Below are 16,319 nucleotides of genomic sequence, written 5' to 3'. Positions count from 1 at the left end.
GTTGTATATTTGAGTAGCACCTCATTATGAAAATTAATTCATTACAGCTATGAATGCCATTTTTAAAATAATCGAATTGGTCAAATCTTTCTTGATTGAAATTGGCGAACTTGCCTTTTTTGCAGGTCGGTTTTTCAGAGAGTCTTTCAGACGCCCCTTTGAATTTAAAGAGTTTCTCCGTCAATGCTTTTATATGGGGAATCGTTCTTTATTATTGGTTGCCGTTACCGGATTCATAATTGGTTTGGTTTTCACCTTACAATCACGCCCTACTCTTCTTGAGTTTGGCGCTGTTTCTTGGATGCCCTCCATGGTGAGCATTTCGATAATTAGAGAAATAGGTCCAATTATAACCGCTTTGATTTGTGCTGGACGTATTGGTTCCGGTATTGGTGCTGAATTAGGGTCCATGCGCGTTACGGAACAAATTGACGCGATGGAGGTTTCCGGTACTAATCCATTCAAATACTTAGTAGTCACTCGAATTATGGCTACCACTTTAATGCTTCCTATACTCGTCTTTTTCGGAGATGCCATCGCTCTTTTTGGATCGTATTTGGTTGAAAATATAAAAGGGCACGTATCTTTTTTACTGTATTTCAATCAGGTCTTTAATGCTTTGGATTTTGGAGACCTGATACCTGCCACAATCAAAAGTTTCTTTTTTGGTTTTGCTATAGGACTGGTGGGGTGCTTTAAAGGATATTATTGCAAAAAAGGAACAGCAGGGGTTGGTCTGGCCGCTAATTCTGCGGTAGTTTATACCTCTATGCTCCTTTTCATTATTGATTTTATTGCTGTTTTTGTTACTGATATATTTTATGATTTATAACTAATTATGAGTACGACTATCCAAAATAAAAAAATTATTATAGAGATCAAAGACTTGAAAAAAAGCTACGGGGACAATCATGTCTTAAATGGCTTTAACATGATTTTACATGAAGGAGAAAACTTGGTCATAATGGGTAAATCCGGTTCTGGTAAATCCGTAATGATTAAATGCCTTATTGGGCTGGAAAAGCCTGATAGCGGTTCCATTATGGTTATGGGAGAGGAAATTGGAGAACTCAACCGAGCAACCCTGGATGAACTACGGACAGAAATTGGATTTCTTTTTCAGGGAAGCGCGCTGTATGATTCCATGACCGTGAGAGAAAATTTAGAGTTCCCATTGCGACGTCATACTAAAAAATTTGGAGTATTAAAAGATACTACACCACTGGTTACGGAAGCCCTTGAGAATGTGGGATTGGCTGATGCCATAGACTTGATGCCAGTCGAACTTTCAGGCGGTATGAAACGTAGAATTGCCTTGGCGAGAACACTAATCCTGCAACCCACGATAATTCTTTATGATGAACCCACCACGGGATTAGACCCTATCACGGCTAAAGAAATATTGATATTGATGAAATCAATCCAAGAAAAATACAACACATCAGCTCTCATCATTACACATGATGTCGATTGTGCCAGAGTGATTTCAAATAGAATGATTTTACTGGTCGATGGTATTAATTATGCCGAAGGCACTTTTAATGACTTATCGAATTCAACAGACCCAAAAGTGCAGGCTTTCTTTAAATAAGTATAGACATGGAAAAAACGACATCACAAAAAATAAGATTAGGCCTTTTTGTAATAATAGGGTTACTAATTTTTGTTTTAGCTACCTATCTAATTGGAGATAAACAAAGTATGTTTGGAAAAACAAGTAATTTGGAAGCTCTTTTCACTAATGTAAATGGTTTACAGATAGGGAATAATGTACGCTATTCCGGAGTAAATGTGGGGACAGTGCGCGGCATTGAAATGATCAATGACACTAACATCAAAGTGAACATGATTATTAACAATACTATTTTTAAACACATAAAAAAAGACGCTGTGGCGACGATAGGTTCTGACGGATTGGTAGGAAGTATGATTATCAACATCTTGCCAGGGAAAGGAACGGAGCCTCCCGTTGAACCAGGAGATGAAATTCGTTCTTTAAATCGCATCCGTACAGATGATCTTTTGAAAACTCTAAGTAAAACCAATGAAAACGCAGCGCAACTTACTGAAAACTTACTTACAATCGCCGAAGAAATTAATGACGGAAAAGGAACTATAGGTCTATTATTAAATGATGCTGAGACAGCCAGAGATTTAAAAGAAACCATGTATTACTTAAAAATATCGGGACGAGAAACAGCAAAGGCCACGAAAAATTTAAACAGACTTCTTGAATCGATGAACAACAAAGACAATGTTATAGGTCTTTTGAAAGACACGGCTATCGCCAACAGCATAAAGACAATCGTTAGCAATTTAGATAATTCAAGTTTGGAAGTAAAGAAGGTCGTGACTAATCTAAACAAAACCATTGTCAACATAAAAGATGGAAAAGGGGCTTTAAACTATCTTGCCAATGACCCCAAACTTGTTCATAAAATTGATTCTACAATGACTAATGTCAAAGAGGCCAGTGCCAAATTGAACGAAAATTTAGAAGCTTTAAAACACAACTTTCTCTTTCGAGGGTACTTCAGAAGATTAGAAAGAGACAAGAGAAAGGAACAAAAAAAGTAGCCTTAAAAGGAGATTGAGTAAGAAATCACAAAACAGTCGATTATGATTACGGTAGAAAAGCTAGGGGTTATTTTAAGCCCCACCAATTTAGATTTTGAAAATAACGGCGTCATAAACCCTGGTATTTATCAGGATGGAAATACAGTCCATATTTTATACCGGGCCGTACAGGAAGGAAACGTTTCTACCATAGGCTATGCAAAAATGGAGGGACCTACAAAAATAGTACAAAGAATGGAAAAGCCTCTTATTTTGAGAGACTTCGATTATGAAAAAAAAGGGGTCGAAGACCCGAGAATTGTGAAAATTGAAGATACCTATTACATAACGTACACCGCTTATGATGGCATCAATGCCATGGGAGCACTAGCCACTTCCAAAGATTTAATTCATTTTGAAAAACATGGAATAATCACACCTCTAGTGAACTATCAGGAATATGAAAGTCATGTAAACAGATGTAACGATTCCAAGTTAAACCCAAAATACCATCAATACTATAATCTTTTTGCGGAAATTGGATTAGTCGGTGACGAAACCCGTTTATTACGCGATAAAGATGTAGTTCTTTTTCCAAGAAAAATAAAGGGTCAATTTGTTCTTTTACACCGTATTTGGCCCGGAATTCAGATTGTTAAGTTTGACAAGTGGGAAGACCTAACCTTATCCTTTTGGGAAGATTATCTAATGAACCTGACAGATCATATTATTCTAGACCCTAAAGCCCCGTATGAAACGAATTATATTGGCGGCGGAATTCCTCCTATTGAAACTCCTTGGGGCTGGTTGGTAATTTATCATGGTGTAAATGAGACTGCAACCGGAAAGGTATATCATGCTAAAGCTGCTTTATTCCATTTAGAAAAACCTGAAATGGAACTATCAAGATTACCCTACCCTCTGTTTTCGCCAACAAAAAAATGGGAAAAAGAGGGTGTCGTTAATAATGTTGTCTTTCCCACTGGTTATGCCTTGTTTGAAAATGACCTTTATATCTACTATGGCGCCGCTGACACTCATATTGCAGTCGCTAAAATAAACCTTACCGAATTGCTTGATGAACTAAAAAAACAACCATAAATAAAATCTTAATATGAGACTTGAGAAAGGATTAAAAATGCTAATCGTAAGTTCTTATCCACCTCGAGAGTGTGGATTAGCAACTTTTTCAAACGATGTTGTAAATGCCGTAAAAATCGTATTCGGGGATACCCTTCCCGTTGAGATATGTGCTTTACAGAATAATGGCATCGAATACAAATACAATCAAGAAGTAACTTATACCCTATCGGCTACTAACTTAGATGAATACCGGTCTGTAGCCGAACAAATAAATGAGCGTAAAGACATTGGTCTCGTTTGTATCCAACATGAATTTGGGCTTTTCGGTGGTGAATATGGTGATTATATCCTTGCATTTATACTGGCTTTAAATAAACCAATTGCCACAATATTTCATACTGTCCTCCCAAATCCTGATCAAAAAAGAAAAAAAATAGTCAATGCCCTCGCCGATCTGTCAGATCGCATAGTAGTCCTCACCAAAAAATCGCAAGAGATTTTGACAAACTACTATAACTGTCCCATTTCAAAAACTCAAGTAATTCCGCACGGTAATCACAATGTGTTATGGGAACAAAAAGAAAAATTAAAAGACAGCTACAAGTATTCCGACAGGATTGTGCTTTCCACTTTTGGATTGATCAGTGAGAATAAAAATATTGAAACAACATTATTCGCTTTACCTGAAATCATAAAAAAACATCCCAGTTTACTTTATTTGATAATTGGAAAAACACATCCCGAAATCATCAAAAACGAAGGGGAGAAATATCGCAAAAAACTGGCCTCAATTGTGGACGAACTCTATTTACAAGACAACGTCGTTTTTATCAATGAATACGTGGAATTAAAACAGCTTTTGGAATATTTGACATTATCCGATATTTATTTATTTTCATCCAAAGATCCCAACCAGGCCGTGAGCGGAACTTTTGCTTATGCCATGAGTTGCGGCTGTACTGTAATCTCCACGCCAATTCCCCATGCAGTTGAAATGCTTGAACAGAGTACAGGCATTTTACTAAACAAATTTAACGATTCTGCGGAGTTCAAAGAAGCAATAGTATGGCTTATTGAAAATAAAGAGGAACGAATTAATATGGGCAAAAATGCTTTTTCACAGTCACATGTGACCTCATGGGGGAATATTGCAATTCAATACAGACTGCTTTTTGATCAATTGACAACCAAAGAAGATAATTTGAATTTCTGTTTTCCACCGATAAAGCTGGATCATATTAAAAACCTTACGACTAATTTTGGCATACTCCAATTTTCTAAATTTAGCGAGCCCGATCCTGCATCAGGATATACATTGGATGACAATGCAAGGGCATTAATAAACATGGTCATGTATCATAAACTTAAGCCTAACGACGAAACCATTTCATTGGCACACACCTATCTAAGATATATAGAGGGAATCCAGAGACCAAATGGCTGGTTTGACAATTACAAAGACTATAACAATGAATTGACCACACAAAATCATGAAGTCAATCTCGAAGACGCCAATGGAAGAGCTTTATGGAGCCTAGGAACGACGCTAGCGCATAAAAAAACACTCCCTATAGAAATAGTGGTAAGAGCAAAAAGATGCTGGGATAAAGCGATTGTAAGAATCGATGATTTCAGTTCTCCAAGGGCTATGGCCTATGCTTTAAAAGGGCTCTACAACTACTACTCCATTTATAAAGACCCGAAAATTGAAAAACAGATGGAAAAATTGGCAGATGAATTATTGCGGCACTATCATATTAATTCAGATGTCAATTGGTGTTGGTATGAAGACTATATGACCTATGCCAACAATGTGTTACCAGAGGCGATGATGTATAGTTACCTAGTTACCGGAAAGATGAAATATAAAAAAATAGCAATCATTACCTTTGACTTTCTGCTATCCCAATATTTCATGAAAGGTCAACTCAAGGTAATCTCAAACAGAGGATGGTTTAAAAAAGAAAACGAAAGGTATTTTTACGGAGAACAACCTATTGAAGTGGCCACTACGATTATTGCTTTAGATTTGTTTAATGATGTCACCAAAAACAGAAAATATAAAGATCAATTAAAGCTGGCTTTTATTTGGTTTTTAGGCAATAATCATCTGAAACAAATTATGTATAACCCAGAGAACGGCGCTTCTTATGACGGTCTAGAAGACAAACACATTAATATAAATCAGGGCGCGGAATCCACCTTGTGTTTTTTTAAAGCTCGACTAATAATGGAGAAATATGCAGAATTGTAGCTGATTTTACTTTTTTTTTAAAAAAAAGACTCGGTAAAAATTAAAAATTAGAGCATTTACTTACAGTTTATTAGACCTAAAAAACGATGCCATACAGCAACTATTTTTCTATATTTAAAAATATGTCTATGTTTTAACAAGCTAATGTATTATATTTCACAAAATAGAGCTCCATTATAAGTAATGGAAACCATTAAAAGTTAAAAAATATAATTAATTTTCTATGACAATCATAATTTCACTTTGTCTACTGTTGCTCATCGCATACTTATTTGACCTTACAGCCGCAAGGACAAAAATACCTTCCGTTATATTATTATTACTTTTAGGCTGGATGGTCAGAGAGATCACCTTCTTTTTTGATATAAACCTTCCAGATCTTACCGATACGTTACCAGTATTAGGCACGATTGGACTTATTCTTATTGTATTAGAAGGTTCTTTAGAACTAGAACTCAACAAATCTAAAGTTGGACTGATAAAAAAATCATCTATTGGCGCTTTCCTTCCTTTAGTTATTTTAGCTTTTTCGCTTGCCTATTTATTACAATATTACGGAGGATATTCTTTTAGGGAAAGTCTAATAAATGCGATTCCTTTTTGTGTGATCAGTAGTGCTATTGCGATTCCAAGTGTAAGAAATCTTAGTTCGAATCAAAAAGAGTTTATTATTTACGAAAGTAGTTTATCTGATATTTTCGGAGTTATTTTCTTCAATTTCATCGCATACAACACCAGCTTCGGATTAGAAACCTTTGGTTATTTTTGTTTAGAAATATTGATTATAATCGCAATCTCTTTTGTGGCAACTATATTACTGTCTTTTCTCTTAAATAAAATTCAGCATCATATTAAGTTTGTTCCAATAGTCCTATTAATTATTCTAATTTATGAAATATCAAAAATATTTCATTTACCAGCACTTATTTTTATCCTTGTTTTTGGATTGTCAATCGGTAACTTAGATGAATTAAAACATTATCGATGGACACAACAATTTAGACTTGACTTGTTGAACAAGGAGGTTAGCAAGTTTAAAGAGTTGATAATCGAAGCTACCTTTCTGGTTAGAGCATTATTCTTTCTTTTATTTGGGTATTTAATCAAAACCGCCGAAATTATAAATGCAGATACGCTTGTCTGGGCTATCGGAATTGTGGTAATTCTTTTTCTTTTGCGTTTCATTCAGCTCAAAGTTTCTAAAATCCCCCTATTCCCACTGCTTTTTGTAGCACCTAGAGGGCTTATTACTATTTTGTTATTCCTAGGTATAGCTCCTGAGCAAAGGATATTATTAGTCAATAAGTCATTAATTATTCAAGTGATTTTAATGACTGCAATCATAATGATGCTGGGATTAATGATTACAGCTAAAAAAAGGAAAACGATTATAGAAGAAAAAAGGAAAGCAAAAGAAGCGATCCCCGTTGAAAATGAAGAAGTGTACAAAACCCCCTTGTGAAATGCCCAAATTGACCTTTCTTATGGGGGGCAGTTTAATGAGAAGGATTCTTTTATTTAAATACTTTTTAAAGCATCCATTAACAAATCTATATCTTCTTTCGAATTGTTGTGGCTAAATGAAATGCGCAGACTTGGCTTTCTTAAATCTTCATCTGAAAGCATTTCAGCTAATACATGTGATGCTCTGATGCTTCCGCTTTGGCAGGCACTTCCTCGGGAGACCGCAATGCCTTTCATGTCCAAATTAAATAAAATCATAGCTGTTTTGTCCTCTGGAAAAGGCAATAAAACGTTCAGCATATTGTAAAAACCATCTTGGCTTCCATTCATTGTAAATAAAGGGAAATCAATTTCAAGTCGTTCTATCAAATACTTTTTCAAGTCGGAAATCTGAGCTCTCTCTGCTTCTAAATTGGCATAAGAAAGCTCCAAAGCTTTTGCCATCCCTGCTATTTGGTGTAGCGCTTCCGTTCCGGGTCGCAATCCCTTTTCTTGTTCGCCACCATAAAACAATGGCTGTAAGCCTGAATTTTTTCGCACAAAAGCAAATCCCACGCCCTTAGGTCCGTGGAATTTATGGGCACTGGCCACTAAAAAATCAATGGGTAGTTCCTGCAGGTCGATTTCCTTCTTTCCAATGGACTGAACGGTATCAGAGTGCAATAGCGCATTGTACTGTTTGCATATAGGTACGACTCTGTTCAGGTCTAAAACGGTTCCTATTTCATTGTTGACATGCATCAGACTCACTAGCGTTTTATGATTCTGTGCTAATAATTCGACTAAATGCGTGATATCTATTTCTCCATTTGGCTTGACTGCTACGTAATCTACTTGAATCCCAAATTCCCTTTGCAATGCCTGAACCGTGTATAAAACGGCATGATGCTCTATTTTACTGGTAATAATCCGCTTTACTTTCAAATCTGCCACAGCAGAGCGAAGGATCCAATTGTTGGCTTCCGTTCCACAGGAGGTAAAAATAATTTCTTGCGCAGAAGCATTCAACTGCTTGGCAATTGATTTTCTGGAAAGTTCCAGAACACTTTTCGCATTTCGTCCAAAACTGTGTGTTGAGGAAGGATTTCCGAAATCTTCCGCCATTACTTTTGTCATTTCTTGAATGACTTCCGGTCTTATGGCTGTCGTTGATGCGTTATCGAGGTATATTTTTTTCATTACTGCAAAGTTATGAAATATCAATTGTCTATTCTCCAATATTAATTGTCAATTTTTTAGCTATTTTTGTAAAAATATATTTTACGATGAAAAGATTTCTAAGCCTATTGGCTTTTGCGTTGGTATTAACTGGTTGTGATGATGGTAATTTAATTCAGGAAGACATTAACTTTGAAGATATAGCAACGCAAAGTTGCACTACAAATGACATCATTTTCAAGCTAAAAGAGAAAGAGGCACTGCTCCTTCAAATTTCGGGAAGTTCTTTTGTAAACGAACCTTCACTAACTGACGCACCAACCACAATAGACATCAACAACAGCAATCGAGTGGTGTATCGCTTTTATGATGGTGTAGTATCTACTGACAACATCTGCGAAACCATAGCCCCCGCTACCCCTATCGTAACAGATCAATGGAATGCCACTGCAGGAAAAATACAAATATTCACGACGGCGGTAAAAACGTTAAATACAACGGAGAACAGCACCAGAATTACGGGTTACAATCATAACATTGTTTTCAAGAACGTCACTTTTACAAAAAGCAACGGCACCCAAGTATATGAAACCTTCCCTTTTGGAGATTATGTAACAAGCGCAACGCCTTTACCTTTTCTTTTTGACAAAACGGTAGAGAAATGCAGCAACTCGAATTTAGTTTATAATTATACTAGCAGCGAAGCATTGACACTAGAGATAGACCCAAGTCTGATTGTTAATACAGTGACCGCTTTAAACAGCCCGAGAACGGGATTGATCGCTACAGCCTCAAACAAACTTAGCTACCGCTTATTTACAGGCCTTCTTACGGGCGATTATTTTTGCGGGTCAACAACACCTGCTACACCCACAATAAACCAACAATGGAATGCCGTAAGTGGTGTAACTGGCGTCAGCGGTATTATTGAAGTAACGACAACAACAAATGGCCCTACTGCTTTCAAGCATACCATCGTACTTAAAAAAGTAACTTTGAAAAATGGAAACAATACCTTTCTATTGGGTGATAATTATAACTACGGTGATTTGTTGACTACTAATTAAGTCGTTTATATTACCGAAAAATAAGTATAAAAAAAGTCTCGTTTGTAATCACAAACGAGACTTTTTTTTTAAACTGCATGCAGTTTATTTACTATTTTGTTTAATGAAAACCTCGGTGGCACCTTGACCGTATTTTTGATAATTACCTTCCTGAAAAGCAATATTATCATAACGACCCAATAAAAAATCGAGCTCTGCTTTTAGCACTCCTTCGCCAACACCATGAATAAAAACAATTTTTGGAATACGGTTGCGAATCGCAAATTCGATATGACGTTGTGCTGTTTCAGATTGCAAAGTAAGAATGTCATAATTTGACATCCCTTGTTTGTTAGGCACTAATTTTTCGATATGCAAATCGAATTCTGGTGCTGATCTCTCATTCTTGTCTTTGCGTTCTTTTACAAAACTTCTCGGTTTTGGAATCGCTTTTTCCTTTTCGATTTCATCTCTATTAACTCTTCTAATAGAATCCATTAAGTTACTGGAATCGTTTACTTTAATTAATTCTTTGACAAGAAATGTCATCAAAAATCCATCCTCTGTTTCTATTGTAACTTCTTTATCTTTGGTTGATACCACCACTCCATTTATGGCTTCGTCCAGCACTGAAACTTTGTCTCCTTTATTAAACATCTTTATCTTCTTTATCTTGATTATCTTGATTTTTACTTGGTGTTTTAGCACTCAACTGCATCATGCCAAACATAAAAATAGCAATGGCAATTACAGTTATATACACATTTTTTTCGGCACTTACCTGCTCAAAGAAAGCAACAAGTATTGCGACAATCATCATTGGAATTATTAATTTTTTCATTTCTTTACCTATCAGATTCCAAATGTAATAAATTTAAAATTGGCTCCCTTTTTTATTAAATAGTTTACTGAAATTTTGTAAATTGTAGAAAAAACAAAACCATTGGATTTAACAAAATATATGATTCCCTGTATCAGTAAAACACTCTTTGGGGTGGAGTGTTTGGGCTGCGGTTTTCAGAGGTCATTGCTTTTGCTTTTGCAAGGGAATTTTAACGCTTCTTTCCAAATGTATCCTGCCCTATTTACCTCGCTTTTATTTTTAGGTTTTCTAGGTTTTCATTTTATTTATAAAAGTATTATTTCTCAAAAGTTAATTATAATCGTGGCTCTTATTAATGTTCTTTTTATGATTGGCGGCTACTTCTACAAACACTCTTAGGTGGCTTCTGCTAAATACAAATTAAATTATTTACTGATCCTGCTCAGAATAGCGTTCATCATTTCGACTTGTATCTTTTAAATTTCTACTAATTCTTCTTATGATACTTGATTAAATGAGCTGATTTTTTATCAAGAATTCTAATTTAAAGTTCTGATTTTAGATTAATCATGTAGTCCCTTCTTATTCTATCACAGTCTTTTTCCTCTTGAGGGTTTTGGCCCATCATAATAACTGGGGCCTGAAAAGCTGTGAAACACGATAAAATAAAGGATAAAATCCTTTATTGTGCCGACTATAAATATTACCTAACATCCAAAGCACTATCAAAAGGATTATAAACTTCCAACTTCCTCCAAAATAAGCCATTTTATCGGCTATAATCTGTCCAAAAGTTAGTGGTTCCGCTTTTTTTTCAATTCTAGTTACCACAAGAGTCATACTCTTTTAATTCATCATTAATTTTACTTTCAAGATTCGAAAGCTCTCCTATTTCATAGGAGAAATAGTTTGAAATGTATTTTTCTCTATAAAAAATCACTTCTGTCGCAGATAACGATTTCTCTTTCGAGAAATTCGGAAAATCTTTTTGCATCACTACTAAAATTATTTTTCGAATTGTTTTTCCCAAGATTTTGTCTACGAAAGGGAACTCCTTGTTTGAAAATTCACTCCTGAAAATTCCGCTATTAGCTATCTGTGTCGTTTTTACCACACGAATTTAAAAACAGCATTTATTAAAAACATTGCTCTCTGAATAAATTGTAGTTGAAATCACCGCACTTTTACTGATACTATCGTCGTTCTTAGAGTTTAATTCAAAATAGTTCGATATCTTTGTTTCGTCTTATTTATTAAGATCAAAAATAAAATAATTAGCAACAAGCTCCTCGAATTTCAATAGAGAATTGTCGTTGCTTTTACTTATTACTGCGTATTTTAAGCCTTTTCTACTAACTATTCAATCCCATAATCATGACAAAAGATCTGATTATCAAAAATATAATCTCTCTAAAAGGTCATTCCTCTATTAACTACGGAATCAAAACAAAAATAGAAGATTTTACTGAGAAACTATTCTACACTTTATTTGATGCCAATGCACCGTTAAGCGAAAGTATTGATGAACTTCGAGTTCTTTTCAAAGAAATCTCTATAATCGCCTGTAAAAAACCGAAAGGGATTTGTGAATCCATGTGGGATCAGTACCTAGAAAAATTACCTTCTGTTCTTGAAAAGCTAAATCAAGATGCTAATTTCTTTTTGGAAAATGACCCTGCCTCCAATAGTATAGAGGAAATATACCTTGGCTATCCTGGTTTTTACGCCATCGCGATCTATAGACTGAGCCATGAGCTTTATCTTTTAGACCTACTTCTCTTTTCCAGATTAATGAGCGAATATGCGCATCGAATCACAGGAACAGATATTCATGCAGGAGCCATAATAGACTCTCCTATTTTCATTGATCATGCCACCGGTATCGTAATTGGAGAAACAACAGTCATTGAAAAAAGAGTAAAAATATACCAAGGGGTAACCTTAGGTGCACTCAGCGTTAGTAAAGACATGAAAGATGCAAAAAGACACCCTACCGTGGAGTCAAACGTTTGTATTTATGCTAATGCGACCATTTTAGGAGGCAATACCGTTATCGGTAAAAATAGTATTATTGGTGGAAATTCATGGGTTACCAAATCCATTCCTGAAGGCTCACTTGTGACCAACACCACAACAACAGAAGTAAAAATAAAAGAACTAAGATAGCATGGAGCCTAAAAAATTATTAGACCTGATTGGGAATACCCCATTAGTGGAAAGCGTCAATTTAATTAAAAATAAAAATATAAAGTTACTGTTGAAACTCGAAGGAAACAATCCTGGCGGAAGTCTAAAAGACCGCGCTGCCTATAATATGATTGTATCCGCTTTAGAAAGAGGCGACATCAAAAAGGGAGATAAATTGATTGAGGCCACCAGCGGAAATACCGGAATCGCATTGGCCATGATTGCTCAATTATTAGATATAGAAATCGAACTCGTATTACCCGAAGATTCAACCAAAGAACGTACTCAAACCATGCGTGCTTATGGCGCAACAGTAACCCTTACTTCAGCTAAAGAAGGAATCCTAGGTTCGCGCGACTATGCTGATAAAAAATTAGCCGAAGGCGGTTATATCATGTTGAATCAGTTTGCCAACGAAGATAACTGGAAAGCACATTATAAAACTACAGGTCCAGAGATTTGGAATGACACGCACGGTACCGTAACGCATTTTGTTGCTGCCATGGGAACGACAGGAACAATAATGGGGACCTCTACTTACCTGAAAGAGAAAAATCCAGCAATTCAAATTATTGGGGGCCAACCAGCGAGTGGCTCGCAAATTCCGGGTATCCGTAAATGGCCAAAAGAATATTTGCCTAAAATCTTTGATGCTTCAAAAGTAGATCGTATTGTCGAAGTAAGCGAAACCGAGGCACGTGCCATGACCAAGCGACTAGCACTTGAAGAAGGCATTTTTGCAGGAATGAGTAGCGGAGGATCAGTCGCTACGGCTTTGAAAATAGCAGAAGAATTAGAATCGGGCGTGATTGTCGCCATAATTTGTGACCGCGGCGATCGCTATTTGTCCTCTGATTTATTTGATTAAATAAATGATAACAATTATAAGAACCAATCCAGAAAACATTGATTTCATTCAATTAATAAGCGAACTTGATAAAGACATAAAGGTTCGAGACGGTGAAGAGCACAGCTTTTATGACCAATTCAATAAAACCGACAGTATAAAACATGCAATAGTTGCTTATGACTGCGGCACAGCGGTAGGCAGTGGTGCTTTTAAGTTATATAAAGGTGAGATTGCCGAAATAAAAAGAATGTTTGTTAATCCTGAGAGTCGCGGTAAAAATATTGCTTCGCAAATATTGGAAGAATTAGAATCTTGGGCGAAAGAATTATCATTTACTACTTGTATTTTAGAAACGGGCAAAAGATACCCTGAAGCTATTGGCTTGTCTAAAAAAAATGGATACCGTATTACAACTAATTACGGACAATACGAAGGGATAGAAGATAGTGTTTGTTTTAGCAAATCAATTTTAAAATAAAAAGAGGCGCCATTATGTTAATGGCGCCTCTTTTTTATATAATTAATGTGTCGCTATTTTAAGATAAAGTAGCGGTAGATGTAATGTCTGCATTTAATACTTTAGAAACAGGACAGTTCTTTTCCGCCTTAGTCACTAATTCTTGAAATTTAGCCTCTGAAATGCCTTCTATTTTTGCTTTCACTATTATGTGAGACCCCACTATCACTCCTTCTACTAAGTTAATTTCACATTTAGTTTCTATACTTTCAGGAGTAAATCCTTCTTCACCAATAAATGCTGAAAGTTGCATTGCAAAACAACCAGAATGTGCTGCTGCAATTAGTTCTTCTGGATTAGTACCCACTCCATCCTCAAAACGCGATTTGAATGAATATTGTGTATTTGCTAATGTGTTACTTTGTGTTGTAAGCTTTCCTGTTCCTTCTTTCACGGAACCGTTCCATACTGCGGTTGCATTTCTTTTCATAAGTTGTGTTTTTTTGATTCATTCAAAGCTAGCCTTTTAAAAGCTAAGATTTTCCTTCTAGGTTTTTTTTAACGAAACTTTAAAATTTATCTTCAAATAGAAGGTGTCAAAATTAAAAAGCCAACCCGAATTGGGTTGGCTTTTAACTTCATGATATTTAAAAGAACTTTATTTTTTAATTAATTTAACTGTTTTACTTTTAACTCCCTGACTGATTACAGAAATATAAATACCAGATGGAAGCTCTGATCCAAAATTGATACTTTGTCCATCGCTACTTTGGATAGTTTTGATCAATCTACCATTCATATCATAAACCTGTAATGCTACTTTTTCTTTACTATCTCCTGCAACGGCAATCGTAAATTGGTCATTAGATGGATTTGGATACACAGCGATATTGAAAGGAACTGGTTCTGATATTATTTTCTCAATTGTTGCGACAGATCCTTTAGAATTAGTTGTTTTCGCTGTTGATTGGGGTAATCCAGATGTAGAAACATATACATTCCCTTTGTTTAACAACTGCTCTTGAGTTTTAGTTGCATTCCATTTACTGGAGAACCAAACACCACCAGCTTTCCTCTGCAATGTAATTCCAAATAAGTCAGTAGTACCTTTTCCATTATCGGTCATAGTAAGTTGTAACGTTATACCACTATCAATTCCGACTGTTGTTCCATTTTCAAGTACTTCAACTAAATTTGATTTACTACTAAATGAAGCATCTCTTTTAGATGTAGTTTGCCCTACTGCAAATACTGCGATTGCATTACTGGTAATTTCATAATGATGCAGTACATTGTCAAGTGTTCCATCTGATTTGTAATAGCTCCAAAATGTAACATATGACTTCCCTTGAGGATTCGTGTTTTTATTATTGAATTTAACATCCATACTAAACTTAGTTTCAACATCAGCAGCTCCTTTAAGTATTCCTGAAGAGGTACTATTAAGTAAGGTACCACCTGCAACTACATATCCACCAGGTACTGGTTTCGAAACAGTAATAACTTCTATAGCTGTTGGCTCTGTTTTCTTGTTGATGTAAGCACCACTAATACCCACCGCAATAGTATAACTAGCCGAATTTTGACTACCTATATTAAGTTGCACGATAGCACTAGCTGTACCAATGCTACCATCAGTCATATCCACCAATCCAACTGGTAAATTACTCGCACTAGGAATTGCCGTATAAACGCCGTTATTCACATAGTAAAAAGTAACTTTTGCTCCTCTTACATCCCCGCTAGGTGTATCTGCATCTTTGATAGTGGCGACCAAAGCAACAGTACCTGTACTGCTTGTCTCCGTTGGAGTCCATACAAATACATCACCAGTATAGAAACCAGTTCCTAAATAAGTAGCACTCCTTGGTGTCACTTTCAGAGGACTAGTATTTGTAGATCCCGAATAATTAGTATTAGTACTTGTAAATGATGCATACACTTTGTAGTCACCCGGTAATTCCGTGTTTTTCATTTGTGTAATCAGCATTGCTTGCACTGATCCGTCTGTAGCTCCAGGCATTGGAACTATTGCAGCTGTGCCGTATACTATTGAGCCAATTTTAAATTCAACTGTACCTGTTAGTGGAGTAGCTGTATTTGATGGCTTAATAACTGCTGTCATTGTTAACATATCCATGTAGCGTACACTTGGCGCACTTAAAGTAAGTGTGGTTGTTGTAGAGGCTGGGGTAATATCAGTATTAGTTGTTGTAGTTGTGTTTAATAGTTTATAATTTACTGCATCTGTACCACTGATACTTATTCCAGTAACATTAACAGTCCAATTTCCAACAATAGCATTTGCAAAGCTAGCTAATGTGTACGAAGTTGTCATTACATCTCCTGAAACACGGTTGTCACCTAATGTAACTGTGGCTGTTGTATTGCCATCGTAAACTTTATTGATTCCAGTAGCGGTAACTGTTAGATCTCTAGCT

At 35.9% G+C, this 16,319-nt stretch carries 18 protein-coding genes; 11 read left to right on the top strand and 7 right to left on the bottom strand.

What is annotated here, in order from left to right; translation table 11 throughout:
• The first annotated feature begins 49 nt into the window (after positions 1-49).
• The 6 genes from CXF59_RS05995 to CXF59_RS05970 all read left to right on the top strand — a co-directional run bounded on the left by CXF59_RS05995 (position 50) and on the right by CXF59_RS05970 (position 7,355).
• Positions 50-832 (top strand): ABC transporter permease, encoded by a 783-nt coding sequence (locus CXF59_RS05995; RefSeq protein ID WP_101136938.1) that lies wholly within the window; start codon positions 50-52, stop codon positions 830-832.
• 6 nt (positions 833-838) lie between these two features.
• Complete coding sequence (locus CXF59_RS05990; protein WP_101136937.1) at positions 839-1,591, top strand: ABC transporter ATP-binding protein; 753 nt, start codon at positions 839-841, stop codon at positions 1,589-1,591.
• A gap of 8 nt (positions 1,592-1,599) precedes the next feature.
• Positions 1,600-2,577 carry an MlaD family protein gene (locus CXF59_RS05985; RefSeq protein ID WP_101136936.1) on the top strand — a complete coding sequence of 326 codons (978 nt, stop codon included), beginning with the start codon at positions 1,600-1,602 and terminating at the stop codon, positions 2,575-2,577.
• 42 nt (positions 2,578-2,619) lie between these two features.
• On the top strand, positions 2,620-3,657 hold the full coding sequence (locus CXF59_RS05980) for a pesticidal protein Cry7Aa (protein ID WP_101136935.1): 1,038 nt from the start codon (positions 2,620-2,622) through the stop codon (positions 3,655-3,657).
• Positions 3,658-3,670: 13 nt separating this feature from the next.
• Positions 3,671-5,893 carry a glycosyltransferase gene (locus tag CXF59_RS05975; protein ID WP_101136934.1) on the top strand — a complete coding sequence of 741 codons (2,223 nt, stop codon included), beginning with the start codon at positions 3,671-3,673 and terminating at the stop codon, positions 5,891-5,893.
• Positions 5,894-6,116: 223 nt separating this feature from the next.
• Complete coding sequence (locus tag CXF59_RS05970) at positions 6,117-7,355, top strand: sodium:proton antiporter (protein WP_101136933.1); 1,239 nt, start codon at positions 6,117-6,119, stop codon at positions 7,353-7,355.
• Between the two features lie 56 nt (positions 7,356-7,411).
• Here CXF59_RS05970 and CXF59_RS05965 read toward each other — a convergent pair whose 3' ends face one another.
• On the bottom strand, positions 7,412-8,536 hold the full coding sequence (locus tag CXF59_RS05965; protein WP_101136932.1) for a cysteine desulfurase family protein: 1,125 nt from the start codon (positions 8,534-8,536) through the stop codon (positions 7,412-7,414).
• Between the two features lie 86 nt (positions 8,537-8,622).
• Here CXF59_RS05965 and CXF59_RS05960 point away from each other — a divergent pair, with 86 nt between their 5' ends.
• Positions 8,623-9,582 carry a hypothetical protein gene (locus tag CXF59_RS05960; protein WP_157824537.1) on the top strand — a complete coding sequence of 320 codons (960 nt, stop codon included), beginning with the start codon at positions 8,623-8,625 and terminating at the stop codon, positions 9,580-9,582.
• Between the two features lie 84 nt (positions 9,583-9,666).
• Here CXF59_RS05960 and CXF59_RS05955 read toward each other — a convergent pair whose 3' ends face one another.
• Both CXF59_RS05955 and CXF59_RS05950 read right to left on the bottom strand, forming a co-directional pair.
• Positions 9,667-10,218 carry a Smr/MutS family protein gene (locus CXF59_RS05955; protein ID WP_101136930.1) on the bottom strand — a complete coding sequence of 184 codons (552 nt, stop codon included), beginning with the start codon at positions 10,216-10,218 and terminating at the stop codon, positions 9,667-9,669.
• The gene (locus CXF59_RS05950) at positions 10,211-10,402 is read right to left on the bottom strand and encodes a hypothetical protein (RefSeq protein ID WP_101136929.1); all 192 of its coding nucleotides are present in this window, start codon (positions 10,400-10,402) and stop codon (positions 10,211-10,213) included. The genes CXF59_RS05955 and CXF59_RS05950 overlap by 8 nt, the downstream gene beginning before the upstream one ends.
• A gap of 120 nt (positions 10,403-10,522) precedes the next feature.
• Here CXF59_RS05950 and CXF59_RS05945 point away from each other — a divergent pair, with 120 nt between their 5' ends.
• Positions 10,523-10,783, top strand: a complete 261-nt coding sequence (locus CXF59_RS05945; protein ID WP_101136980.1) for a DUF2752 domain-containing protein — start codon at positions 10,523-10,525, stop codon at positions 10,781-10,783.
• A gap of 145 nt (positions 10,784-10,928) precedes the next feature.
• Here CXF59_RS05945 and CXF59_RS15265 read toward each other — a convergent pair whose 3' ends face one another.
• Positions 10,929-11,009, bottom strand: coding sequence for a DUF1003 domain-containing protein (locus CXF59_RS15265; protein WP_232758714.1), 81 nt, complete (start codon positions 11,007-11,009; stop codon positions 10,929-10,931).
• A gap of 195 nt (positions 11,010-11,204) precedes the next feature.
• Positions 11,205-11,414 carry a hypothetical protein gene (locus CXF59_RS15260; protein ID WP_232758704.1) on the bottom strand — a complete coding sequence of 70 codons (210 nt, stop codon included), beginning with the start codon at positions 11,412-11,414 and terminating at the stop codon, positions 11,205-11,207.
• Positions 11,415-11,758: 344 nt separating this feature from the next.
• Between CXF59_RS15260 and CXF59_RS05935 the strand changes: the two genes are divergently transcribed.
• Genes CXF59_RS05935 through CXF59_RS05925 form a run of 3 tightly spaced genes read left to right on the top strand, consistent with a single transcriptional unit; the run spans position 11,759 to position 13,899 of the window.
• The gene (locus CXF59_RS05935) at positions 11,759-12,550 is read left to right on the top strand and encodes a serine O-acetyltransferase (protein WP_101136928.1); all 792 of its coding nucleotides are present in this window, start codon (positions 11,759-11,761) and stop codon (positions 12,548-12,550) included.
• A 1-nt stretch (position 12,551) separates the two neighbouring features.
• Positions 12,552-13,439: a cysteine synthase CysM gene (gene cysM, locus CXF59_RS05930; protein ID WP_101136927.1), complete on the top strand. Its 888-nt coding sequence runs from the start codon at positions 12,552-12,554 to the stop codon at positions 13,437-13,439.
• A 4-nt stretch (positions 13,440-13,443) separates the two neighbouring features.
• Entirely contained in the window at positions 13,444-13,899 is a 456-nt protein-coding gene (locus CXF59_RS05925; RefSeq protein WP_101136926.1) for a GNAT family N-acetyltransferase, read from the top strand.
• A gap of 58 nt (positions 13,900-13,957) precedes the next feature.
• On the opposite strand, the gene CXF59_RS05920 is transcribed toward CXF59_RS05925, so the two are convergent.
• On the bottom strand, positions 13,958-14,368 hold the full coding sequence (locus CXF59_RS05920; protein ID WP_101136925.1) for an OsmC family protein: 411 nt from the start codon (positions 14,366-14,368) through the stop codon (positions 13,958-13,960).
• Between the two features lie 168 nt (positions 14,369-14,536).
• Positions 14,537-16,319: T9SS type A sorting domain-containing protein (locus tag CXF59_RS05915; RefSeq protein ID WP_157824536.1), on the bottom strand; the 1,783-nt coding region annotated here is incomplete at its 5' end.

The organism is Flavobacterium sp. ALD4, assembly GCF_002836475.1.
Lineage (GTDB): Bacteria > Bacteroidota > Bacteroidia > Flavobacteriales > Flavobacteriaceae > Flavobacterium.
Note: the sequence above shows the minus strand (reverse complement) of the source record. Positions and strands in the feature narration are given on the sequence as shown.